Source organism: Ruegeria sp. CE6 (assembly GCF_056537485.1).
Map to the genome: position 1 here is coordinate 671762 of NZ_JBQFRR010000001.1, position 22960 is coordinate 694721.

The following is a 22960-nucleotide window of genomic DNA, read 5'->3' on the forward strand; positions in this document are numbered from 1 at the left end:
AAGCAAACTTCCGTAAAGGCTACTCGAGCTAGGTGGATAGTTTAGTTTCATCGGCCATCCATCTGGAGCAGCCTCAAGAGCATCATCGCTTGATTGCGCTGAGTTTTTCATATGCCTACAACAGGCTTGCCGCGAAATCTTGAGTATCTGAAGTGAAGCCGTCGTTCTTTTGGTTTTCGAAGTCAAATTCAGCGGCAGTCAAAAGCGAACTGCAGTCGAAAGTCATAAAGTCGCGTCATCATTTTTCCGTCATTTTGTAATTCCTCAACGTGCGACCAAGTGAACGGTTTCTGAACCACACTTGTTCGTTCAATTGGTGTCTACTAGTTTCAACCCAAATCCCGCACAGAGGACATTTTCGAAATGCCCAATCAAGACATTTGAACCGTGAAAAACTTAGCTGAGTATCTCAAAATCGCCGAGAAAGCGGCTTATCGGTTCGCATCTGAGGGCAAGGTTCCCGGGTTCAAGGTGGGAAAGGCATGGCGATTTCGCAAAAGCGAGATCGACCGATGGTTTGTCGAGTGGGAACAAAAACAAGAAGGGGAACAAAAATGACTGGGCAACAACAGGCGGAGGCATTGCGCAGAGAAATCTGGAGCATCGCAAACCGGGTACGTGGTGCGGTTGACGGCTGGGACTTCAAGCAGTTTGTCTTGGGCGCTTTGTTCTATCGATTTATCAGCGAGAACTTCACCAAATACATCGAAGGTGGCGACGACAGCATCAACTATGCCGGTATGTCCGACGCTGAGATCCCCGATGAAGTTAAAGACGACGCGATCAAGACCAAGGGCTACTTCATCTATCCCAGCCAACTGTTTCAAATTGTGGTGAAGACCGCGAGCAAGAACGATAGCCTGAACACCGACCTAGCGGAGATCTTTTCAGCGATCGAGGCTTCGGCGAGTGGCTACCCATCCGAGCAGGATATCAAAGGCCTCTTTGCTGATTTCGACACCACCAGCAACCGCCTAGGCAGCACGGTCAAACAGAAGAACGAAAGGCTGGCTGAGGTCCTCAAAGGCGTGGCAGGCTTGCAGCTGAAATTTGAAGACAACAAGAACGATCTATTCGGCGACGCATATGAGTTCTTGATCTCGAACTACGCCGCCAACGCGGGCAAATCCGGCGGTGAGTTCTTCACGCCGACCCATGTGTCTAAACTCATCGCCAAACTGGCCATGCATAAGCAGACCAGCGTCAACAAGATCTACGATCCAGCGGCGGGGTCTGGGTCGCTGCTTTTGCAGGCCAAGGAAGAGTTTGAGAACCATATCGTTGAGGACGGCTTCTTCGGGCAGGAAATCAATTACACTACGTACAACCTTGCTCGCATGAACATGTTCTTGCACAACATCAACTACGATAAGTTCAACATACAATACGGCAACACGTTGACGGAGCCGCATTTTGGAGATGATAGGCCCTTTGATGCCATCGTTTCGAATCCGCCTTACTCTGTGAATTGGAAGGGTTCAGATGATCCAACGTTGATCAACGATGACCGTTTTGCCCCAGCAGGTGTGCTGGCCCCGAAATCAAAGGCAGATTTTGCCTTTGTCCTTCACTCGTTGCACTACCTATCGGCCAAGGGGCGGGCTGCGATAGTTTGTTTCCCTGGTATCTTCTACCGTGGCGGGGCAGAGCAGAAAATCCGCAAGTATCTGGTCGATAACAACTTCGTCGAAACGGTGATTTCCCTCGCGCCGAACCTATTTTTTGGTACGTCCATCGCTGTGAACATCCTTGTGTTGGCCAAGAACAAGTCCGACACGGCTGTCCAATTCATAGATGCTACCGAGGAAGACACCTTTTTCCGCAAGGATGGAAACATCAACATAATGGATGACCGGCACATTGCCGAGATCATGATGAGGTTCGACAACAAAGCCAATGTGCCCCACGTAGCTGAAACCGTCCCTTACGACACGATTGTCGAGAAAGACTACAACCTGTCGGTCAGCGCTTATGTAGAGTCCAAAAACACCCGCGAGGTCGTGAGTATCACCAAGTTGAATGCTGATCTTGAAACCACTGTCACCAAGATCAATCAGCTACGTGCAGACATCGACGCAATAGTTGCGGAGATCGAAGAATGAGCAATCTTAGCTTTCTCGAAAAGCTGCTTGATGGGGCGGCTATAGAGTGGAAGCCGATGTCTGTTGTTGCGGAAGTGCGTAGTGGCTGGGGCTTCCCAAGGGCTTATCAAGGAGAAACGGAGGGGTCTTGTCCCTTTTATAAGGTCAGCGACATGAACCTTGTTGGCAACGAAACAACCATGATTAATGCTAATAACTTTATCGATGATACAACAGCTGCCAAGCTAGGCGTTAAGCCCGCGCCCGCAGGCACCATCATCTTCCCAAAAATTGGTGCAACGATTGCAACAAACAAGAAGCGAATCTTGTCAGCCCCGTCTGCGTACGACAATAATGTTATGGGTTTGATTCCAAATAAAAAAATCGTCTCTAGATTTCTTTTTCATTGGATGCAGATTGTAAATCTCAGCTCGCTTGCTAGTGACTCTGGCGCTGTGCCGTCAATTAGAAAGAGCGACATGGAGAGGCTCTCAGTTCCCATTCCAAGTCCAGAAGACCCCAAAAGATCACTCGCAATCCAAACAGAGATTGTTCGGATTTTGGACAACTTCACCGAGCTGACAGCCGAGCTGACAGTCGAGCTTAGGGCCCGCAAGCAGCAATACAGCCACTATAGAGAGAAATTGCTAGAGTATGAGGGCCAAGATGTTGAGCATTTGCCTTTGGGTGACGAGAGGGTGGGAACCTTTACGCGCGGGGGCGGCCTCCAAAAGAAAGACTTCGCGGAGTCAGGGGTTGGTTGCATTCACTACGGTCAAATTTACACCCACTACGGAACCTATGCCCACACAACGAAGAGCTTTGTTTCAGAGGAGTTTGCGAAGAAAGCTCGCATCGCCAAGCCAGGTGATTTGGTGATTGCGACCACAAGTGAGAACGACGACGACGTTTGCAAAGCGGTAGCTTGGTTGGGAGATGAGGGTATCGCCGTCAGCAGCGATGCATGCTTTTTCTCGCACAAATTGAACCCAAAGTTTGTCGCGTACTTCTTCCAATCCGAGCAGTTTCATAAACAGAAACGTGTGTACATAACCGGTGCAAAAGTCAGGCGCGTCAATGCCGACAACCTTGCCAAGATCTTGATTCCTGTCCCCTCTTCTGAAGAGCAAGAGCGCGTCGTCAAAATCCTCGATAAATTCGACACGCTGACCACATCGCTCAGTGAGGGGCTTCCGCGTGAAATCAAGTTGCGTCAGCTGCAGCATGAATACTACCGGGACCTACTTTTGAACTTCCCCAAACCCAAGGGGGAATCGTAAATGAGTCAAACCCTCGAAGAGATTGCGCGGCAGCTAAGTACGCCACAGACCATTCGAACCACTGTGACAAAGGAAACAAAGCAGATTCCCCCCAGGGAAATTGAGCAAACAAAACCTGTCCCGAAAGTACAGTTGATTTATGCCTTCAATGGCACCGGCAAGACGCGGCTGTCTCGTGCACTCAAAGAACTGATCGCTCCAAAGTTAAAGGATGGGGAAGATGGTGAGCTCTCGCGCGAAAAAGTCCTTTATTATAACGCCTTCACTGAAGATCTGTTTTTCTGGGACAATGACCTTCTTGGTGACAGTGACCCCAAGTTGATGATTCAGCCAAACACCTTCACCGACTGGATCTTGGTTGATCAGGGACAAGAGATTAACATCACCAAGAACTTTCAGCGATATGCAAATGAAAAGTTAACTCCAACGTTCAACCAGGAATACACGCGCCAAGACGCAAATGAGAATGAAACGACGGTCAAGGCTTTTTCCGAAGTGACGTTTTCAATAGATACGGGCGACGACGAGGAAATCGGCAACTTCAAGATCTCGAAGGGCGAGGAGAGCGTTTTTGTCTGGAGCATTTTCTACACATTGCTCGAAGAAGTGGTCTCTGTCCTAAATGTCCCAGAAGCTGAGGAGCGCAGTACCAGCCAATTCGATCAGCTGGAATATGTCTTCATTGATGATCCGGTGAGCTCGCTCGATGAAAACCATCTGATAGGTTTGGCCGTGAACCTAGCTTCTTTGGTCAAGTCTGCGCCAGAGCAACTGAAATTCATTATCACCACTCATAGCCCTTTGTTCTATAACGTCTTGCACAACGAACTCGGTATGAAAAAGAAAGGCAAAAAAGATGGGTGCTATTTGTTGGAGCGATTTGAAGATGGGACATACAACCTGAACGTCAAGCCCGGCGATGCAAACAAAAGCTTTTCCTATCACTTACATTTAAAGAGAGTGTTGGAAGAGGCGACCCCCGACAATGGTGATAGCAAAGTCGAGCGCTATCACTTCGTACTTCTCCGAAACCTTTACGAAAAGACTGCGGGATTCTTGGGGTATCGAGAATGGGCTGATCTTCTTGACACCGCGCCTGGCGACAAGAATGCTTATGTACGTGCAATTAACACTTTCAGCCATTCTGCTCTTTCGCATGAGCAAATGCGCGAACCCACACCACCCGAGAAGAACACAGTGAAGATCCTGTTGAAAAATTTGGTAGACAACTACGGCTATTGGAAGCAGGACAACCAAAATGGTTGAGCAAACAAAAACCATTGCGGAAACAAAAAATTTCATCGTTCTCGATAAGTACTACAAGGAATGGGACGCCGCTGATCGCTACCAGAGCGAAGACGATCTGGAACGTGAGCTTGTGCAGGATTTGGTCAACCAAGGTTATGAGTTCCTGCCCACCCTTACGAACCCAGACGCGATGCTTGCCAACGTCCGGGAACAGCTGGAACAGCTGAACAACATCAAGTTTTTGGGAGATGAATGGAAGCGCTTTGTTGAGACTTACCTCGACAAGCCGAGCGACAGCATCGTCGACAAAACCCGCAAGATACATGACGATTACATCCATGATTTCGTCTTTGACGACGGGCGTATCCAGAACATCTACCTGGTCGACAAGAAGAATATGACCCGCAACAAACTGCAGGTGATAAAGCAGTTTGAACAGGTCGGCACACACGCTAATCGCTATGACGTGACGATCTTGGTAAATGGTTTGCCGTTGGTTCAAATCGAACTGAAGAAACGCGGCGTAGCGATCCGGGAAGCTTTCAACCAGATTCACCGTTACAGCAAGGAAAGCTTCAACAGCGAGCATTCCCTGTTCAAGTTCTTGCAGCTCTTCGTGATTTCGAACGGAACCGATACCCGGTATTTCGCAAACACGACTAAGCGAAACAAAAACAGCTTCGACTTCACCATGAACTGGGCGAACGCGGACAACGAGCTAATCAAAGACCTCAAGGACTTCACCGCAACCTTCCTTCAGAAAAGTACGCTGCTGAACGTTCTGTTGCAGTATTCGGTTTTTGACGTTAGCGAAACGTTGCTGATCATGCGCCCCTATCAGATTGCAGCGACTGAACGCATCCTATGGAAGATCAAGAGTTCATATGAGGCCAAAAACTGGAGGAAGCCGGAGAGCGGTGGTTTCATCTGGCACACCACTGGCTCAGGCAAAACTCTGACGAGTTTCAAGGCGGCACGGTTGGCAACAGAGCTGGATTTCGTCGACAAAGTCTTCTTCGTCGTGGACCGGAAGGACCTAGACTACCAGACCATGAAAGAGTACCAGAGATTTTCTCCTGACAGCGTCAATGGCTCTGACAGCACAGCCGGGTTGAAGCGTAATTTGGCTAAGGACGATAACAAAATCATCGTCACGACGATCCAAAAACTGAACAACTTAATGAAATCAGAGACTAACCTGCCTGTTTATGAACAGCAGGCGGTCTTCATTTTCGATGAATGCCATCGCAGCCAGTTTGGTGAGGCACAGAAGAATCTGAAGAAGAAGTTCCAACGATTTTACCAGTTCGGTTTCACAGGAACACCAATTTTCGGAGATGACATCGTTGATGGCAAACTGATCCGGAAGGGGAATGCTCTAGGGGCGGAGACGACTGCCAGTGTCTTTGGCCGTAAACTGCATTCCTATGTGATCACTGATGCAATTCGCGATGAAAAGGTTTTGAAGTTCAAGGTCGACTACAACGATGTGCGCCCCCGGTTCAAAGCCTTTGAAACCGAGCAAGATGAAAAAAAGCTCAGCGCTGCTGAAAACAAGCAAGCTCTTCTTCATCCAGAACGTCTTCGGGAAGTATCGCAGTATATTCTGAACAACTTCCGGCAAAAAACTCACCGGATGCAAGCAGGCAGCAGTGGGTTTAATGCCATGTTTGCTGTCAGCAGTGTAGATGCCGCAAAGCTATACTATGAAACCTTAAACGCTCTGCAAGCTGACAGTGCAAAGCCGCTGAAGATTGCGACGATCTTCTCTTTTGCAGCCAACGAACAGCAAGACGCGATCGGGGATATCCAAGACGAGAGCTTCAACGTTTCGGCGATGAATAGCAGCTCCAAGGAGTTTCTGAGCGCCGCAGTCGATGACTACAATGCCTTCTTCAAAACGAGTTTCAGTGTCGATAGCAATGGTTTCCAAAATTACTACCGCGACCTTGCCAGCCGCGTTCGCTCCAAGGAAGTAGACTTACTTATTGTCGTCGGTATGTTCCTGACAGGCTTTGACGCGCCAACGCTTAATACCTTGTTTGTCGACAAAAATCTTCGCTTTCACGGATTGATGCAAGCGTTCTCCCGAACCAATCGAATCTACGACGCGACCAAAACATTTGGCAATATTGTAGCGTTCAGGGACCTTGAGCAAGCGACGGTTGATGCCATCACCTTGTTTGGTGACAAGAACACAAAGAACGTCGTGTTGGAGAAGAGCTACGACGAGTATATGAAAGGTTTCGTTGATCAGGAAACCGGAGCGGCGCGGCGCGGATTCATTGATGTTTTGAAAGAGCTATCTGGACGGTTTCCGAAGCCAGACGAGATCGTCAAAGAAGCAGACAAGAAAGAATTTGCGAAGCTCTTTGGCGAGTATCTGAGGGTTGAGAACGTACTCCGGAACTACGACGAGTTTGCAGCATTGAAGGCTTATCAAGACATAGATTTTGCAGATCCATCTGCAGTTGAGGAGTTTAAGCAAAAGCATTACTTGAGTGACGAGGACCTTCGAGACCTAGACGCTATAGACCTGCCTTCAGATCGAGCAATTCAAGACTATCGATCTACATACAATGACATTCGCGATTGGCTGCGCAAAGAAAAGTCTTCGGTTGAACAGGAACAGAGCAAAATCGAGTGGGATGATGTTGTTTTTGAAGTGGATCTTCTAAAATCGCAAGAGATCAACCTCGACTACATCCTCGAGTTAATTTTTGAGAAAACCAAGAAAGCGGAGAGTAAGAGGGATCTGATTGAGGAAGCTCGCCGCGTCATTCGTGGCAGCCTTGGAAATCGAGCCAAAGAGAGCCTGATTGTGGACTTCATCAACCGGACCGATCTTGATCACTTTGATGACAAGGTCGGTGTGATCGATGCATTTTTCTCCTTTGCTCAGGCAGAACAAAGCAAAGAGGTTGAAGAGCTTATCAAGTCGGAAGGTCTAAATTCTGATGCAGCAAGGCGCTATATTTCTGCTTCAATAAAACGCGAGTTTGCAAGTGAAAACGGCGCTGACTTAAATGCCGTACTACCGAAGATGAGCCCTCTTAACCCACAGTTTCGCACCAAGAAGACTACTGTTTATGAAAAGATCTCATCGTTCGTCGAAAAATTCAAAGGCGTGGGGGGACAGGTTTAGAGAAACATGGCGCGATCTAGAACAATATCTTGGCGGTCGCAGCAACGCACGGCCTTTGTGTTCAGTAAAAGCTTTCAATCTTCAATGGACCAATTGCTTGATCGGGGGCCGGTCACTCTTCGCCCGTCCTTTTTGCTGATGTGCCATTGGCAAACCATTTTGTCCGATCTCCAGCGAACTGGAAGCTCGGATTTTGGCAGCCTAACCCGCAGTACGCAAGCTGACACCGCATAGAAATGAACTCGCGTTATCAGCGTGAGTTGCCCGGCACGATAACTTTCAACTCTCAGCTCAAATTCACGCGAGATTCAATGTGCGCCTCTGTTTCCGCACCACTTCGATACAATGTTTTTCCACCGAGAAATGACGTGAAAACTTGCTCGCGGCTTTCTTGGGCGGATGCGACAAATCAAAATCTGGCTTTGGGCTTGATGTTGTGAATTTCCCAGTTCCAGAAGTTCAGGTCGTTTTTATTGGGTCACATGCGTCGCCTTCTAGGGCCAAAATCCGAGTTTCCAGTTCGCTGGTTTCCAGGGTGCGCCGGTAGGTTTCAATCAAGGCCATATAGTGTGATCCCTCAGTCGGTGTTAATTCACCCAGCGAAACTTTTTCCAACACCGCACCAGCGACCTTTGCGGCATCCGAGGCGCATTGCATCGAAGGTAGGTCCACCACTACCGGCGTGTCTTTTCGTGGCGGTGCTATCCTTTCAAGGCATAGGCGAAGAGCCGTTGTGTCGCCCTCTAAGGCTTGGTCCACAGCTTTGCGTGTTAGTGCGGCAGCTTCACGATCAAGTAGGGTCATGGCTGCTTGTGTGGCCTTGTGGCGCGCGCCCTTGGGTTTGCCTGGGTTTCCCTCTGCAAAGCGGCCTGCTCCATCGCGCCCCGTTTGCGATCCGTTTTTACGGCTGGTCGTAGACATTGATCAATTCCTCCAATGCGGCATTGGAAAGGCGGGTTACGTCGAGCCTCTCAAGCCCATCATCTTCTTGGGCCTTGATTTCACTACGGGTCGACTTAGAAAGCTTGGAGATATCCAGTGGGTTTTGATCCGGCGTCAGAACTGTCTTCTTGCGTTCCAGGACCTCAATTCGTTTACGTTGCTTCATTTGTTCGTCCGCTAAAGCCAAACCAAAATCCTTTGGCCTATGGCTAGATTTATATATGCCACAATTATTGTGACGCGGTGTCCTGTTTTTTGTGCGGGGGTTTTGTTTTTCCCACCATTTCATAAAACTCTTCGTCGCTGGCTTGCCGTCTTGGATTGGTAATTCTTCTAGTTGCCATTTTGACGCCTTACCAATACCGTTCGGCCCGAGGTGAGGTGGCGTGCTTAGGACGATAAACCCTCGCTCCTGCAGCACGTTAAACCATGGGCCGACGGTGTTGCGGTGGACGTTGAGGGCTTTGGCGGCATCACGGTGACTCAAATAGATCTCTCCATTGTTTATTCCATTGAAACGACGCTTCAATTCGATGTAGAGCGCCCGTGGCCCTGGTTGCATGGTGTCCCACGCCGGTGTCGCTTGAAGCCATTCTGGAAGTTGGACATGCCGTCCAGCACCCCTTTTGCCGTACTTGTAAGGGCGCTTCGACATCAGTTGAAATTCCCTTTTAACGCCCATCCGTTACGGCCTTTGACGCGAAAGGTGAAAGGCGTTCCGTTACCTCGCGGGTGGATCTGATAAGCCTCTGTTTGCGTTGAGAATTCCCTACCCTGTGCTACAGTTGAGGTGCCCGCCGCAATTGAACAGCGGCTCCCTGGCCCCGGGTGCGCCTGCCAGCGCTCCGGGGTTTTACTTTGCCCGCCGCTCATATCACGCTGCCTCTTCACGCAGGTTTTTTAGGTGGTCTTCAAGTTCACCTTCTGGCCAGTATAGCCGCCCGCCCAACTTGGTTGGTTTTGGCAGTCGGCCTTTGGCTAGGTCCAGATAGATGGCGCTTCGGCTTCGGTTACCTAGCCTTTCGCGCAATTCATTTAATGTAAGATACTTCTGCATTTGGCACTTTCCTTTCTAGTAGGGCGCAGTGCGAACATGTCCGAACATATTTTTTTGAACTTGGGGCGAAGTTATTCGTTAAATTACGCACCCAGAAAAATGGTTCCCGATTCTAATCGAGACTTTCTAACCGCCATCCAAATTTGATAGTAGCTTTATGGACGACCTCCAACGTACAGCCTGATGCCTCAGCCACAATTTCAGCTGCCGTAAGTTTTGTTGAGAGTTCGTTGTTTGTATATTTTGGTAAGTTAAAATCTCTTGAGATTTGCAGGACCGTAAAAGCTAGCTGATAGTCTCTTAGGTAGTGTTTGTCTGGGTCTGGACCTCTCTTGTTCGGTCGCTTTTGTTTTCCCTCCAGAACATCAGCTGCAAACTCTGCTAGAAAACGAGGAAGCCTTTCACCGTCACGCAACAACTCTGCCGCCAACATCACTCCGACATCAAAGTCATTCGCTGTTGGATTTTTAAGAGCTTCCATTAGATCTCTCTCTATCCGTTCTGCTGAGAACTCAACAATGTCCGCTTCAAAGTCTTTGATGATTTTTTCTTGCAACGAGTTGCGCTTAAGTAGTTCTTTCGCGCGCATCATGGCCTTCGCGTAGTCTTCTGATTCAGGCATCATTCCGCACCCACCAGTTTTAGAATACAACCAGTGCCACCAGTCACATGATCTGCCCAACGCGCCGCAAACTTGGCGCGTTGCTCTAAAAAATCCGTTCGGCGATACGCACGTACCACTCCACTATCAACAGTATGACCCAATATCGTTTCAGCGACTTCATGAGGGGCGTCTGTGGCTTCGGCCAGCCAAGTGCGCAGAGATGTTCTAAACCCGTGTGGACGCGCTTCCAGTCCCCGCCTCTCCATATAGCGTGAAAGCGTCATGTCACTGATCACTCCCTTTCGGCTGTTGGGAAAAAGGAAGCCGTTGCGGGCATGGGGTTCTGCTAATTCGACAACGCGCTGGGCTTCGGCGGATAGCGGCACGCGAAAATCAGGCGTCTTGCCTTTGCGCCCTTTCATGTTGTCACCGGGGATGGTCCACACGCAACTGTCCATTTGTTCAAGTCGTATCAGGCGAAGGGGCTTAGATCGCACTCCTGTCAGTATCAAAAGACGCAAAGCAAGATGGGTCAGCGTTGGTTCTTCTAGACTCCGATAGAATTCAGGTACATCCGCCCAAGCCATCGCGGGAATGTGCTTTGGCACATGGCGCGTTTTCCCAAGCAGAGCTTTGGCCTTTTGGGTTGCTTGGAGGTCCACATCCAAGCCCAATGCCGCCGCGTGTTTTAACACGATGGAAAGCCGGTTTATGGCTTTTCGTGCGGTGTCCGCTTTCGTGTGCCAGATAGGAGCAAGCGTATCACGAATGTCGCGTTGATCTAGATCCGTAACCGGCACGCGGCCAAGCTTGGGCAATACGTGATTTCTAAGTGGTGACAACCATCGACCCGCGGCTCCGTCGCCTTTCAGTTCTGCCTTGCGGGCCTCGAAAGCATCTGCCGTGATGACGGATAAAGAGATGTCCTCGCGTCGTGCCGCCCGCTTTTCGGCTCGCCGCCTTTTGATGGGATCACGATCACCTGCTGCTTCCTCTCGCCAGTGCTGAGCTACCTTGCGAGCTTCGGCCAAGCCCAGGGTGGGATAGCCACCCAAGCCCATTTCTCGCCTCCTACCGTGAACCGTCAAACGCAACACCCATTGCGCCCCGCCATCATCTCGCTTCACTAACCAAAGCCCAGCGCCATCGCAGTGCTTTCCCACCGGTGCGGATTGTACGAATGATGCGGAAAGTCGGTTTCTTGCTCGCATACTTATCCACCTAAATATCCACCCTAATGTAACGGACGCATTGAGGCGAAGCAATACAGTGTCGGACAGTTTTTCCATTGTTTGCAATGCGATATCGCGCAGCGATGAATGGGTATGGACTTCCAAGAACAGAAAGAGGGTGCCGCCCACGGGCACCATTCCCAACAGGTAAGCTACTGTTTCCCTTCAGCTTTAACTGAAGCTGACCAAGGGCGTAGTACATGCTGGAGAACAAAACCGTTCCCTTCTCATTTGTGAATGCAGAGGTCTTCTACTTCACACGACGGGTCCCGAAAGACCTCGATCACCACTAGCTGCAGAGAAGTGTTGCTTTCCGGCGGTCTCCGAGCGACTCAATGCGATGGCTGAACTCGTGAGGCTGGGGATTCCCGTCTCGGCGAGTCTGCAGCCGCTTGTACCGGACAACGAAGAAGACGCGGCAAGACTAATTCGCGGATTCGCTGATTGTGGTGCGAAACACGTTTCGGTCGAGTAATTGAAACTGCCTATCGAAAAAATGCTTCGCAGTCAAAAGTGTTGGAAAGAGTTCTTCCGAGCGCCCGAAAAGACTACCAATCACGGCAAGCGGTTCGCGCAGCTAGGGAGTATGTGCTACCGCCTTAGCACAAGATTGAGGGCCACGAGTATCTATCAACAACCGCCAAGAAACATGGATTAATCCATGGCTATGCTGATAACGAGTTTTTGCTTCGCAACCCCTTTCGCTCTTGCTGTAATGGTGCAGATTAGTTCCTGAGGGGCTCTGGGTCGCTAACATCACTCATTTCATTGTGGTCAAGATAGCCATAGCTCAGCCCAAAACTCAGATCCTCAGCACCTATTCCTACCGAAAATTGAAGGCATGATCTGCACCTCTCAGACCTAGTTATCACCCATACGTCGATCCATGTCATGCCTATTGCTTCACCAACGCAGGTCCATCTAGCGCGGGGGACGATCTAAATACTGAAGATTATTAGTGCGATCAATTTACACCTTTAACCGCAGAATAAAGTCGGCGAAATTTCATCAACCGTTCGGAAAGTGCAGTCATTTCAGTGGGTTCAAACCTTTCGGTTGTGGGCGGCTGATATGCCAAATCAGCTTTCGTCAACGCGCCGAGACCACACGCCGCCAGCCGGGCTGCGCCATATGCCGGACCGGAATCCGCCCCATCAGATCGTACAATGGGTTTTCCAATCACCGGTGCGATCAAACCAAGCAACAATTCTGATCGGCTGCCGCCTCCTATGGCGGCCAATTCGGGCAGGTCGTCAATTGTGTCACCAAAACTGAGCGCTGCATCGGCAAAGCTAAACGCAATTGCCTCAACTACAGAGCGGCAGATGTCAGCACGTGTTGTTGAATCCTCCAGTCCAAAGAAACTGGCCCGAATACGTGGGTCTCCGTGCGGGCTGCGTTCACCCGTCAGATAGGGCAGAAAAATCGGAACGCGATCACCGTTGACCGTTTCAGCAAGCGCGACAACTTCGGTAGAAGTCAGCCCCAACTGATCCCCAATCCATGAAATGGGCCTTGCCCCGTTCAGCATCGCAGCCATTTGATACCAACGATCGGGCAGCGTGTGTGCAAAAGCATGAACATAGCTTTCAGGGTTAGGCTTATAACTTCGATTAGCCGCAAATAGCTGACCGGATGTCTCAAGTGAGATGAACCCACGCCCTGGCTCGGTAGCACCCAATGACACCGCCCCTGTTGCCGCGTCCCCTCCTCCGGTCACGACGGGAATACCGGGTTTCAGCCTTGTCTCTGCCGCAGCACGTGCGGTCACTTTCCCAACGACCGTTTGACCGTCGAATACTGGCGGTAACCAGTCGGGCTTTACAAATGTGGCTTCGGTGACAGCGGCATTCCATTTGCGCGACGCCTGATCGAGCCACATTGTTCCGGCCGCATCGGACGTATCGGTTGCCAATTCTCCATGCAGGCATAAGCCGATGTAGTCTTTGGGCAGCAGGATATGGGCAAGTCGACCGTAATGTTCGGGCTCATGTTGTCTAAGCCATGCAATCTTAGGTGCGGTAATGCCTGGCAAGGGCAGGACACCCGCAATCTGTCCAATCTTTGGTTCGGCCGCACGCAGTTCATCACACTCGCGTGCTGATCTGCTGTCATTCCAAAGGATCGCCGGGCGGATCGGACGCAGATCGCGGTCCAGCAAAACGGCTCCATGCATTTGACCGGACAATCCGACGGCCTTGATTTCGGACAACTCAATTCGGCCCACAAGTTGGTTCAAAGCGTCTACTGTCGCCTTCCACCAAAGGTCCGGGTGCTGCTCAGACCAGCCGGGTTGGAGTGAAGATGTCTGTATCCCCACCGAAGATGTCGCGAGAATCCGGTCGCTATCCGTGTAGGCAAGCTTGACAGCCGAAGTTCCGATATCGATCCCGAGATACACTCAAACCCCTCGCCCCGTTCAACTACTCGGAGACCGTCTGGCTATTGATTTTTTAGCGCGCGCAAAGAATATGTAAAGATACGATAAAATCAAGGCGGCTATGATCCGCAGGCAGACTAGCATGACCAAGATTAAGAATATGGAAGAGTTCGCAGCCCTCAGCGGCATTTCGCGGCCCACGGTATCCAAATATTTCCATGATCCCGAAAGTGTTCGCCCGACGACAAGGGCGCGTATCGAAGAAGCGCTCGAACGGTTTGATTACCGCCCTAACATTTATGCGGTGAACCAAAACCGAAAGCTGACTAAGAATATCGGCATCGTCGTACCCTATTTGTCTGACCCTTTCTTTGCAGAAATCGCACGGTATCTGGAACAATCCTGCATCGCGGCGGGCTATCGACCGTCTCTCTTCAGCTCACATGGCGAGCAAAAGCTCGAGAACGAAATTCTGGACGGCCTGCAATCCCTGAAACCCGCCGGGGTTTTGCTAGCCCCTTTGGGGCGTATCTCGGACCGATCCGCGATCGAGAAATTCTGTGCCAACGTGCCAACGGTCTTATTTGACAGCAACCTGGATGGTTTGGGGGCTGCCTTTGTTGGATCGGACAATTTCAGTTTTGTGTCACAAACCGTCGAATACATGACCCGCACGGGCGAACCGCCATCTTTCTTTGAAATGCGTACGCCTGCGAATCCGAACGCCAACAAACGTCGAAAAGCCTATGTTGAGGTGATGGAGCGTCTCGGTTTCGAGCCTCATATCATCAAAGTCGACGGCATAGGCTGGGCATTTGAAGAGATCGGTCACCGGGGCGCGTTGAAGGTTCTGGACGAGCGTCAATTGAGGACGAATTCAGTTCTATGCAGCAATGACCGACTGGCAATTGGCTTTCTTGCGGCCTGTTACGAACAGGGGATTCGGGTCGGACGCAAGAACGATTGCACGCTGCGCGTGGCCTCAAATGACGATCATCCGTTCGCAAAATTCACCTGCCCTTCTCTGACCACAGCTGCGCATGACTACGACAACGTGGCCGGAAGAAGTGTCGAAACGCTGTTCGAACTCATTGAAAACGGGGGAGAATTTGAGACGCGAACAGAAACCCTTTTCCCTGCGCGGCTCGTATTAAGGAATTCGGCATAACTCGATAATTTTAACGCGCGTAAAGTTTTTATTGACGGCGCGACAATTTACGCTCTACGCTCTCTGCACGACATCCAAGCTCAGGGAGGACAGGGATGTATCTGAAGCAAGCACTTCGCGCGGCGACTGCATTGACATTCGTCGCTACGGCCGCAGCCCACGCGCAATCTATCACGATCGCCACCGTGAATAATGGCGACATGATCCGGATGCAGGGCTATACTGACAAATTCACCGAAGCGACCGGTATCGACGTCGAATGGGTAACGCTGGAAGAGAACGTGCTGCGTCAGCGCGTCACCACCGACATCACGACCAAGGGCGGTCAGTTCGACATCATGACCATCGGCATGTACGAGACGCCCATCTGGGGCGCGAATGGCTGGTTGGTTCCGCTGGATGGTTTGTCCGAAGACTACGATGTCGGGGACATTCTGCCCGCAATGGCGGGGGGCCTAAGCCATGAAGGGACGCTGTACGCAGCGCCATTCTATGGTGAAAGCTCGATGATCATGTACCGCACTGACCTGATGGAACAGGCCGGCCTTGAAATGCCCGACGCGCCGACCTGGCAATTCATCCGCGAAGCTGCCGCTGCGATGACGGATCGGGACAATGACATCAACGGCATCTGCCTACGTGGCAAGGCTGGTTGGGGTGAAGGCGGCGCCTTTATCACCGTGACAGGCAATTCCTTCGGCGCACGCTGGTTTGACGAGGATTGGAAGCCCCAGTTCGATCAGCCGGAATGGAAAGAAGCGCTCACTTTCTTCGTCGACATGATGAATGAATCTGGCCCGGCGGGCTTCGCCACCAATGGGTTCAATGAAAACCTGTCGCTGTTCCAGCAGGGCAAGTGTGGCATGTGGATCGACGCAACCGTCGCGGCGTCCTTCGTGACCAACCCTGACGACTCGACAGTGGCAGACAAGGTTGGTTTTGCACTGGCACCGAACTCGGAAGGCGTAGATAAACGCGCCAATTGGTTGTGGGCCTGGGCGCTAGCGATCCCAGCGGGCACGCAGCAAGAGGACGCGGCAAAGCAATTCATCGAATGGGCGACCTCGAAAGACTACATTGAGTTGGTGGCCGAAAATGAAGGCTGGGCCAATGTGCCGCCGGGCGCGCGAACCTCGCTCTATGAGAACCCGAACTACAAGGAAGTTCCCTTTGCGAACATGACCTTAGAGTCGATCCTGATGGCCGATCCACAGAATTGCTGCGCACAGCCGACGCCATACACGGGTATCCAGTTCGTCGCGATCCCCGAGTTTGCCGGCATCGCTACGCAAGTAAGTCAGGAGTTCTCGGCAGTTTATGCCGGACAGCAGTCAGTGGACGAAGCACTCGCCAAAGCGCAGGCCTTCACCACCGAAGAAATGGAAGCCGCAGGCTACTGAGGCATCCCTCCCCGGCGGGCGGGCAGAGGTCTGCCCCCCGCTCTACCCTTCCACAACTCGCGTTTTTCTCGCAGGCTTTGGTTATGCCTGAACAGAGAGGGTTTGCGTCATGGCAACTCAACATTCCCGATCCGTCGCGCGCCTGATGATGGCACCCGCAGTGGTCCTGCTACTTGGCTGGATGCTCGTGCCCCTGACGATGACGCTGTATTTTTCCTTCAAGAAATATCTGCCCCTTCGCGGTGGCGACTTGGGCTGGGTCGGGTTCGACAACTATGTCCGGTTCGTCTCGTCCAGCTCCTTCTGGCCCGCCGTGCAAGCGACGTTGATGATCGTAGGCGGCGTCTTGGTGATCACCGTAATTCTAGGCATTCTACTAGCGATGCTGCTGGATCAACCCATGTGGGGTCAGGGCGTTGTCCGTATCCTCGTGATCGCTCCCTTCTTTGTCATGCCCACGGTGTCTGCGTTGGTGTGGAAGAACATGTTCATGGATCCTGTGAATGGGTTGCTGGCCCATCTATGGCGCTTTTTCGGGGCCGAGCCGATCTCATGGCTATCCGAGGCCTCGATGACTTCGATCATCATGATCGTCTCATGGCAGTGGCTACCCTTCGCGACACTGATCCTGCTGACCGCAATTCAGTCACTGGACAGTGAACAGCTGGAAGCAGCCGAAATGGATGGTGCGCCAGTCCTGAAACGCTTTTATCACATCGTCCTGCCACATCTGAGCCGCGCGATAACCATCGTGATCCTGATCCAGACGATCTTTCTTCTGTCGATCTTCGCCGAAATCTTCGTGACCACCGGCGGCGCCTTCGGCACCCGCACCCTCACCTACCTGATCTTCCAGCGTGTGCTGGAAAGCCAGAATGTCGGCCTCGGATCAGCCGGAGGTGTCTACGCCATCATCCTTGCCAATATCGTTGCCATCTTCCTGATGCGCATCGTCGGCAAAAACCTGGACGCGTGAGGAGGAACGACCATGGCCCGCGCCGTCACAACCCGTCGTAAATCGCTGAACACCGCCCTTGCCTGGGCCGTTGGTCTGCTGATCTTTTTCCCGATCCTCTGGACGATCCTGACCAGCTTCAAAACCGAAGCTCAGGCGATCGCCAGCCCACCGCTGTTCCTGAACTTCGATTGGACGCTCGAGAACTATGCAATCGTACAGGAACGCTCGGATTACATGCGGTTCCTGTGGAATTCGGTGATCATCGCAGGTGGATCAACCATTCTGGGCGTGATCATCGCAGTGCCCGCAGCATGGGCCATGGCCTTCGTGCCGTCCAAGCGTACCAAGGACATCCTGCTGTGGATGCTGTCCACCAAGATGCTGCCCGCGGTGGGTGTTCTCTACCCGATCTATCTGCTGTTCATCCGGTTGGGTCTACTGGACACGCGCGGAGGGCTGGTCGTGGTGCTGATGCTGATCAACCTGCCGATCATCGTCTGGATGCTTTACACCTATTTCCGTGAAATCCCCGGTGAGATTCTGGAAGCCGCCCGGATGGATGGTGCCACGCTGAAAGAGGAAATCCTCTATGTGCTGACACCCATGGCCGTGCCCGGCATCGCCTCGACCGTGCTACTGAACTTCATTCTTGCCTGGAACGAGGCATTCTGGACGCTCAACCTGACAGCCGTTGACGCAGCGCCGCTTACCGCATTCATCGCCAGCTATTCCAGCCCCGAAGGCCTGTTCTTCGCCAAGCTCAGCGCGGCATCGACCATGGCGATCGCACCAATCCTCATCCTTGGCTGGTTCAGCCAGAAACAACTTGTCCGCGGCCTGACTTTCGGCGCTGTGAAATAAGGAAGACGACTATGGGACGTATCCAACTCAAGTCAGTGACCAAAAGCTTCGGTGACGTAGAGGTCATTCCACCACTAGATTTGACTATCGAGGACGGTGAATTCACCGTCTTCGTCGGGCCCTCTGGTTGTGGCAAGTCCACGCTGTTGCGGCTCATTGCGGGGCTAGAGGACATCACTTCGGGCTCCATCGACATTGATGGCGCGGATGCAACCGACGTACCGCCCGCCAAACGTGGTCTGGCAATGGTGTTCCAGTCTTATGCTCTGTACCCGCATATGAGTGTGCGCAAGAACATCGCCTTTCCCTTGCGTATGGCCAAGCTGGATCAGGCCGAAATCGACAAGCGGGTCGAAGGCGCAGCAAGCGTCCTGAACCTGAGCGATTATCTCGACCGCCGCCCGGGGCAGCTTTCCGGTGGGCAACGCCAGCGCGTTGCCATTGGTCGCGCCATTGTTCGTGAGCCCGCGGCATTCCTGTTCGACGAGCCCCTTTCAAACCTAGACGCGGCGCTGCGCGTTGGCATGCGGCTGGAGATCAGCGAACTGCACGAACGTCTGGCGACAACGATGATCTACGTGACGCACGATCAGGTTGAAGCCATGACAATGGCCGACAAGATCGTCGTGCTTCAAGCCGGTGTGATCGAACAGGTCGGCAGCCCGCTTGAATTATATCGGACGCCGCGCAACTTGTTTGTTGCAGGGTTCATCGGCTCGCCCAAAATGAACTTCATCGAAGGACCAGAGGCGGCGAAACACGGAGCACAAACAATCGGTATTCGCCCGGAACACATCGCGGTTTCGGAAACTGAAGGTGAATGGTCCGGGATCGTCAGCGTTTCAGAACACTTGGGATCGGACACCTTTTTTCACGTCCACGAGACCGGCCTGGCCGAAACCATTACCGTCCGCGCAGATGGTGAGGTCGGCTTCCGCCATGGGGATCGAATTCACCTGACACCGCGTGCAGATGTCATCCATCGGTTTGATGCGAAAGGCTTGCGAATCGAATGACACGCTTGGCAGGCAAAACCGCCCTGATCACCGGGGCTGCGCGAGGCATCGGATTGGCCTTTGCCAAAGCTTATGTTGCAGAAGGCGCGCGTGTTGCCATCGCCGACATCGACATCCAGCGTGCGAAAGACGCCGCCGCAGAATTGGGTCAGGTTGCATTCGCCATCGAGATGGACGTGACAAACCAACAAAGCATAGATGAGGCCGTCGCAAGAGCCGCTACACATTTCGGCCCTATCGACATTCTGATCAACAATGCGGCAATCTTCACCGCCGCCCCAATCGTTGAGATTGATCGGGAAGACTACAACCGCGTGTTTGACATCAACGTCTCGGGTGCTTTGTTCACGATGCAAGCGGTCGCCCGGCACATGATCGAGCACGGGACCAAAGGTCGGATCATCAACATGGCATCTCAGGCTGGGCGAAGGGGGGAACCTTTGGTCGCGGTTTACTGCGCCAGCAAGGCGGCGATCATATCGCTGACCCAATCGGCAGGGCTGAACCTGATCGCTCATGGGATCAACGTGAACGCAATTGCTCCGGGTGTTGTTGATGGCGAGCATTGGGACGGCGTTGATGCGTTCTTTGCAAAACATGAAGATAAACCGCTCGGCCAAAAGAAACGCGAAGTGGCGGCAGCTGTTCCCTATGGGCGGATGGGTCGCGCAGAGGATCTGACCGGGATGGCTGTATTTCTGGCCTCTGACGAAGCCAGGTACATTGTCGCCCAGACATATAACGTCGATGGCGGAAACTGGATGAGCTGATGAATCCTGTGGCAAACGCAAATCCTGCAGTACATCTAAGGCGAGATAACCTTTCAAACCTGCCGACAACTGTCAGGACCCCATCTTACAGGTGCTCGGACCTGACGCCCGGCATTGTCCATATCGGTCTTGGGAATTTTCATCGCGCGCATCAGGCTTGGTATATCCATCAGTTGATGCAGCAAGGTCAGGCCCACGACTGGGCAATCATCGGAGCCGGTGTGCGAAGCTACGATTCCGAGATGCGAGGGCGTCTGCTGGCGCAGGACTGCTTGACGACATTGATCGAACTGGACCCGAAAGGGATGTCCGCCCAGGTAATTGGTCCGATGATCGACTATCTTCCGGTCGAGGCAGGCAATGCAGCGTTGATCCGCAAGATGTCCGAGCCTTCCATCAAGATTGTGTCTTTGACAGTGACCGAAGGTGGATATTACCGAGATGCCAACACGGGTGCCCTCGACACAGATCACCAAGAAATTCTTCATGATGCAGCAAATCCAAACCAGCCGCGCACGGCCTTCGGTGCGATCATTGCGGCGCTCAAGCAGCGCAGGGCGCAGGGCATCAAACCCTTCACCGCGCTGAGCTGCGATAACCTTAAGGATAATGGCGTGATCCTGAGGAACTGCGTTGTCGGTCTAGCACGCCTGTCTGACCCTGCTCTGGCCGACTGGATAGACCAGAACGGCGCATTCCCCAATTCAATGGTGGATTGCATCGTGCCCGCTACAACAGACCAAGTGATATCACAATGCCACGCACTTGGCGTCGATGACCAAGCACCCGTATCGCACGAGAACTATCGCCAATGGGTGATCGAGGACGATTTCTGCGCCGGGCGGCCACCCCTTGAACAGGTGGGCGTCACGCTGACCCGTGATGTCCAAAGCTATGAGACGATGAAACTGCGCATCTTGAACGGCGGTCACCAGTTGCTTGCTAATGTCGGCGAAATACTGAATGTCCCGACAATTTCGGATTGCATGCAGGACCGGGATATCTTGGCGTTTTTCAGAAAGGTCCAAGAAGAAGAAATTCTGCCTCATGTCGCAGCCGTCCCCGGAGCGACTGCAAATGAATACCTTGAGCAAGTTGAGACGCGATTTGCAAATACGGCCATTCACGACACGACGCGCCGGGTTGCTTTCGATGGATCGGCGCGACACCCCGGGTTCTTGCTGCCGTCACTTCGTGATGCACTTGCGGCAGGCTCTTCCATAAGCGGGCTCGCGCTGGCCGAAGCTTTCTGGTGCCGGATGTGTGCAGGATACCGTGAAGATGGCTCCGAAATCGCCCCCAATGACCCCCAATGGGAGAGTCTACAGAAAGCTTCGCTGGCGTCCAAAGACGATCCAGAACTCTGGGTCGGCCAGCAACACTATAGCGATGCTTGCGCCCTCGGCGCAGACTTTCCCAAAGCTTTTGCCTTCTGGCTAACTACGATCTGGAAACACGGCAGTCGGGCAGCTATCGCGGAATATATCAATCGCAGTTGAGCCTTTTTCTGAACGCGCTTTGCAGAGCAGTGTCAGTCTCCGATACGAATATCGAGCGACACAGTATTCAGCCATTCGGCCTTAGCGAAGCCGTCGATTTTGATACGACCCCAATACCCACTACGCGCAAGTTTTGCGATTTTCGCCTATAAGTTCTTCCATCATGTCCACGCATCCGAGAAGATGTCATCGAATTTAAGCGCAAACCAAGTCGGCGGAGAGCCCTTAAAGGATCAAAATGAGCGACGCCTCATTTAACGCACAGGTCGTGTAGCGGCCCTTCATTCGTGTTATCAATTGTGTCAACCAGAGGATTGGTTGCTTTTTTCGACAATAGTTGCCTGCTTAGACGAGATACTGCTTAAACTAAAAAAAATCAGAATTACTTCGCTTTGCGTCGATGAATAAAATAGTCAACAAGTGCGAGACCAGAACATCAGCCCAACCTTCTATTTGCTTCGTCACGGCGAGACCGAATGGAACTCCCAAAAACGGAGGCAAGGACGTCGGGACTCGCCCCTGACCGAACGAGGCATTCGTCAAGCATTGGCAAACGCAAGTAAACTACGAAGCCGCCTTTTTTTCGATCATTCGCTTACAATATTTTCGAGCCCGCTTGGCCGAGCTGCACAGACAGCATCAATCGTGATCAAGGAACTAGGTCTGCCGCCAGAAATCATCGAGTACGAGACCAGTTTGGTGGAATGCAGTTTCGGGCAATGGGAAGGATTGACTGAAAAAGAAATCACTCGACAGTTTCCCAAGGAATGGGAAGCGCGATGCTCTGATCGCTGGAATTATCCACCCCCGGGTGGAGAGTCCTATGCTGACGTGCACAATCGTGTTTCCTCATGGTATTCGAGCAGCTCGTTCGAAGGAACAGTGATAATTGTTGGCCACGGATTAACATCCCGCGTGTTTCGAGGAATCTTCCTGGGCCTATCCGCACAAGAGGTATTTGAATTGAACGAACCTCAAGACGGCTTCATCAGGTTGCAAGACGGACATTCAGCCTACATTGAACACTAAAGCTTCGTTGATTGGGCATTTGTCCCGAGTATCCGGTTTTCCGTTGGTTGCAGGTCCAAATTATTATCTCGATGAAGCGGGGGATATCGGCTCATTCACCGCAAATTCACTACGACACTGAGTTTTCACAAACTGCGCCCCTCTAATTGAATGCGCCACTTCATGGATAGCTTTGTTTTTTCTCGGTATGTTTTTTGTTAGTGTAACACACTGTTCACGCCGACCTCTCCAAGCGAAGCAATTTCTGCTGCACACGGATCTTAATCGCATCCATTGGCCAGCCTTTCGGC

The 22960-nt window shown here is 52.0% G+C and carries 20 protein-coding genes; 14 read left to right on the top strand and 6 right to left on the bottom strand.

All coding sequences use genetic code 11. The features are described 5' to 3' along the window. The first annotated feature begins 387 nt into the window (after window positions 1-387). From ACR0DK_RS03340 to ACR0DK_RS03360, 5 genes are read left to right on the top strand one after another with little or no spacing between them, the layout of a single operon-like run. The gene (locus ACR0DK_RS03340) at window positions 388-558 is read left to right on the top strand and encodes a helix-turn-helix domain-containing protein (protein WP_480734746.1); all 171 of its coding nucleotides are present in this window, start codon (window positions 388-390) and stop codon (window positions 556-558) included. Beyond that, on the top strand, window positions 555-2102 hold the full coding sequence (locus ACR0DK_RS03345; protein WP_480734747.1) for a type I restriction-modification system subunit M: 1548 nt from the start codon (window positions 555-557) through the stop codon (window positions 2100-2102). Before ACR0DK_RS03340 ends, ACR0DK_RS03345 begins: the two co-directional genes overlap by 4 nt. Beyond that, window positions 2099-3361, top strand: a complete 1263-nt coding sequence (locus ACR0DK_RS03350) for a restriction endonuclease subunit S (protein WP_480734748.1) — start codon at window positions 2099-2101, stop codon at window positions 3359-3361. The genes ACR0DK_RS03345 and ACR0DK_RS03350 overlap by 4 nt, the downstream gene beginning before the upstream one ends. Further along, the gene (locus ACR0DK_RS03355; RefSeq protein ID WP_480734749.1) at window positions 3362-4627 is read left to right on the top strand and encodes an AAA family ATPase; all 1266 of its coding nucleotides are present in this window, start codon (window positions 3362-3364) and stop codon (window positions 4625-4627) included. Beyond that, on the top strand, window positions 4620-7754 hold the full coding sequence (locus tag ACR0DK_RS03360; protein WP_480734750.1) for a type I restriction endonuclease subunit R: 3135 nt from the start codon (window positions 4620-4622) through the stop codon (window positions 7752-7754). The genes ACR0DK_RS03355 and ACR0DK_RS03360 overlap by 8 nt, the downstream gene beginning before the upstream one ends. 459 nt (window positions 7755-8213) lie before the next feature. Here the strand turns inward: ACR0DK_RS03360 and ACR0DK_RS03365 are convergent, their stop codons facing one another. The 5 genes from ACR0DK_RS03365 to ACR0DK_RS03385 form a co-directional block, all read right to left on the bottom strand. Next, on the bottom strand, window positions 8214-8675 hold the full coding sequence (locus ACR0DK_RS03365) for a DUF5681 domain-containing protein (protein WP_480734751.1): 462 nt from the start codon (window positions 8673-8675) through the stop codon (window positions 8214-8216). After that, the gene (locus ACR0DK_RS03370; protein WP_480734752.1) at window positions 8656-9351 is read right to left on the bottom strand and encodes a hypothetical protein; all 696 of its coding nucleotides are present in this window, start codon (window positions 9349-9351) and stop codon (window positions 8656-8658) included. The genes ACR0DK_RS03365 and ACR0DK_RS03370 overlap by 20 nt, the downstream gene beginning before the upstream one ends. Before the next feature lie 219 nt (window positions 9352-9570). Next, complete coding sequence (locus ACR0DK_RS03375) at window positions 9571-9753, bottom strand: helix-turn-helix transcriptional regulator (protein ID WP_480734753.1); 183 nt, start codon at window positions 9751-9753, stop codon at window positions 9571-9573. A 112-nt stretch (window positions 9754-9865) separates the two neighbouring features. Further along, window positions 9866-10378: a hypothetical protein gene (locus tag ACR0DK_RS03380; RefSeq protein WP_480734754.1), complete on the bottom strand. Its 513-nt coding sequence runs from the start codon at window positions 10376-10378 to the stop codon at window positions 9866-9868. Beyond that, window positions 10375-11568: a tyrosine-type recombinase/integrase gene (locus ACR0DK_RS03385; protein ID WP_480735687.1), complete on the bottom strand. Its 1194-nt coding sequence runs from the start codon at window positions 11566-11568 to the stop codon at window positions 10375-10377. Before ACR0DK_RS03385 ends, ACR0DK_RS03380 begins: the two co-directional genes overlap by 4 nt. 361 nt (window positions 11569-11929) lie before the next feature. Here ACR0DK_RS03385 and ACR0DK_RS03390 point away from each other — a divergent pair, with 361 nt between their 5' ends. Further along, window positions 11930-12064 carry a hypothetical protein gene (locus ACR0DK_RS03390; RefSeq protein ID WP_480734755.1) on the top strand — a complete coding sequence of 45 codons (135 nt, stop codon included), beginning with the start codon at window positions 11930-11932 and terminating at the stop codon, window positions 12062-12064. Between the two features lie 489 nt (window positions 12065-12553). Here ACR0DK_RS03390 and xylB read toward each other — a convergent pair whose 3' ends face one another. Then, window positions 12554-13990, bottom strand: coding sequence for a xylulokinase (xylB, locus tag ACR0DK_RS03395; protein WP_480734756.1), 1437 nt, complete (start codon window positions 13988-13990; stop codon window positions 12554-12556). Between the two features lie 121 nt (window positions 13991-14111). Here xylB and ACR0DK_RS03400 point away from each other — a divergent pair, with 121 nt between their 5' ends. The 8 genes from ACR0DK_RS03400 (at window position 14112) to ACR0DK_RS03435 (ending at window position 22670) form a co-directional block, all read left to right on the top strand. Beyond that, entirely contained in the window at window positions 14112-15137 is a 1026-nt protein-coding gene (locus tag ACR0DK_RS03400) for a LacI family DNA-binding transcriptional regulator (RefSeq protein ID WP_170565216.1), read from the top strand. Between the two features lie 95 nt (window positions 15138-15232). Continuing rightward, the gene (locus ACR0DK_RS03405) at window positions 15233-16537 is read left to right on the top strand and encodes an ABC transporter substrate-binding protein (RefSeq protein ID WP_480734757.1); all 1305 of its coding nucleotides are present in this window, start codon (window positions 15233-15235) and stop codon (window positions 16535-16537) included. A gap of 109 nt (window positions 16538-16646) precedes the next feature. Further along, window positions 16647-17513, top strand: coding sequence for a carbohydrate ABC transporter permease (locus tag ACR0DK_RS03410; RefSeq protein WP_170392706.1), 867 nt, complete (start codon window positions 16647-16649; stop codon window positions 17511-17513). Between the two features lie 12 nt (window positions 17514-17525). Continuing rightward, window positions 17526-18356 (top strand): carbohydrate ABC transporter permease, encoded by an 831-nt coding sequence (locus ACR0DK_RS03415; RefSeq protein WP_170543174.1) that lies wholly within the window; start codon window positions 17526-17528, stop codon window positions 18354-18356. Window positions 18357-18367: 11 nt separating this feature from the next. Beyond that, a complete protein-coding gene (locus ACR0DK_RS03420) occupies window positions 18368-19372 on the top strand; it encodes an ABC transporter ATP-binding protein (RefSeq protein ID WP_170392707.1) in 1005 nt (334 codons plus the stop codon). Further along, window positions 19369-20142: an L-iditol 2-dehydrogenase gene (locus ACR0DK_RS03425; protein ID WP_223116966.1), complete on the top strand. Its 774-nt coding sequence runs from the start codon at window positions 19369-19371 to the stop codon at window positions 20140-20142. Before ACR0DK_RS03420 ends, ACR0DK_RS03425 begins: the two co-directional genes overlap by 4 nt. After that, entirely contained in the window at window positions 20142-21641 is a 1500-nt protein-coding gene (locus ACR0DK_RS03430) for a mannitol dehydrogenase family protein (RefSeq protein WP_170565222.1), read from the top strand. Before ACR0DK_RS03425 ends, ACR0DK_RS03430 begins: the two co-directional genes overlap by 1 nt. A 420-nt stretch (window positions 21642-22061) precedes the next feature. After that, window positions 22062-22670 (top strand): histidine phosphatase family protein, encoded by a 609-nt coding sequence (locus ACR0DK_RS03435; RefSeq protein ID WP_170565226.1) that lies wholly within the window; start codon window positions 22062-22064, stop codon window positions 22668-22670. Window positions 22671-22960: the final 290 nt, after the last annotated feature.

Coding starts and splice junctions, on each gene's coding strand:
- ACR0DK_RS03375 (WP_480734753.1), bottom strand. CDS start 9,753: ATGCAGAAGTATCTTACATTAAATGAATTGCGCGAAAGGCTAGGTAAC.
- ACR0DK_RS03390 (WP_480734755.1), top strand. CDS start 11,930: ATGGCTGAACTCGTGAGGCTGGGGATTCCCGTCTCGGCGAGTCTGCAG.
- ACR0DK_RS03415 (WP_170543174.1), top strand. CDS start 17,526: ATGGCCCGCGCCGTCACAACCCGTCGTAAATCGCTGAACACCGCCCTT.
- ACR0DK_RS03400 (WP_170565216.1), top strand. CDS start 14,112: ATGACCAAGATTAAGAATATGGAAGAGTTCGCAGCCCTCAGCGGCATT.
- ACR0DK_RS03385 (WP_480735687.1), bottom strand. CDS start 11,568: ATGCGAGCAAGAAACCGACTTTCCGCATCATTCGTACAATCCGCACCG.
- ACR0DK_RS03425 (WP_223116966.1), top strand. CDS start 19,369: ATGACACGCTTGGCAGGCAAAACCGCCCTGATCACCGGGGCTGCGCGA.
- ACR0DK_RS03430 (WP_170565222.1), top strand. CDS start 20,142: ATGAATCCTGTGGCAAACGCAAATCCTGCAGTACATCTAAGGCGAGAT.
- ACR0DK_RS03380 (WP_480734754.1), bottom strand. CDS start 10,378: ATGATGCCTGAATCAGAAGACTACGCGAAGGCCATGATGCGCGCGAAA.
- ACR0DK_RS03360 (WP_480734750.1), top strand. CDS start 4,620: ATGGTTGAGCAAACAAAAACCATTGCGGAAACAAAAAATTTCATCGTT.
- ACR0DK_RS03355 (WP_480734749.1), top strand. CDS start 3,362: ATGAGTCAAACCCTCGAAGAGATTGCGCGGCAGCTAAGTACGCCACAG.
- ACR0DK_RS03370 (WP_480734752.1), bottom strand. CDS start 9,351: ATGTCGAAGCGCCCTTACAAGTACGGCAAAAGGGGTGCTGGACGGCAT.
- ACR0DK_RS03420 (WP_170392707.1), top strand. CDS start 18,368: ATGGGACGTATCCAACTCAAGTCAGTGACCAAAAGCTTCGGTGACGTA.
- ACR0DK_RS03350 (WP_480734748.1), top strand. CDS start 2,099: ATGAGCAATCTTAGCTTTCTCGAAAAGCTGCTTGATGGGGCGGCTATA.
- ACR0DK_RS03405 (WP_480734757.1), top strand. CDS start 15,233: ATGTATCTGAAGCAAGCACTTCGCGCGGCGACTGCATTGACATTCGTC.
- ACR0DK_RS03345 (WP_480734747.1), top strand. CDS start 555: ATGACTGGGCAACAACAGGCGGAGGCATTGCGCAGAGAAATCTGGAGC.
- ACR0DK_RS03365 (WP_480734751.1), bottom strand. CDS start 8,675: ATGTCTACGACCAGCCGTAAAAACGGATCGCAAACGGGGCGCGATGGA.
- ACR0DK_RS03410 (WP_170392706.1), top strand. CDS start 16,647: ATGGCAACTCAACATTCCCGATCCGTCGCGCGCCTGATGATGGCACCC.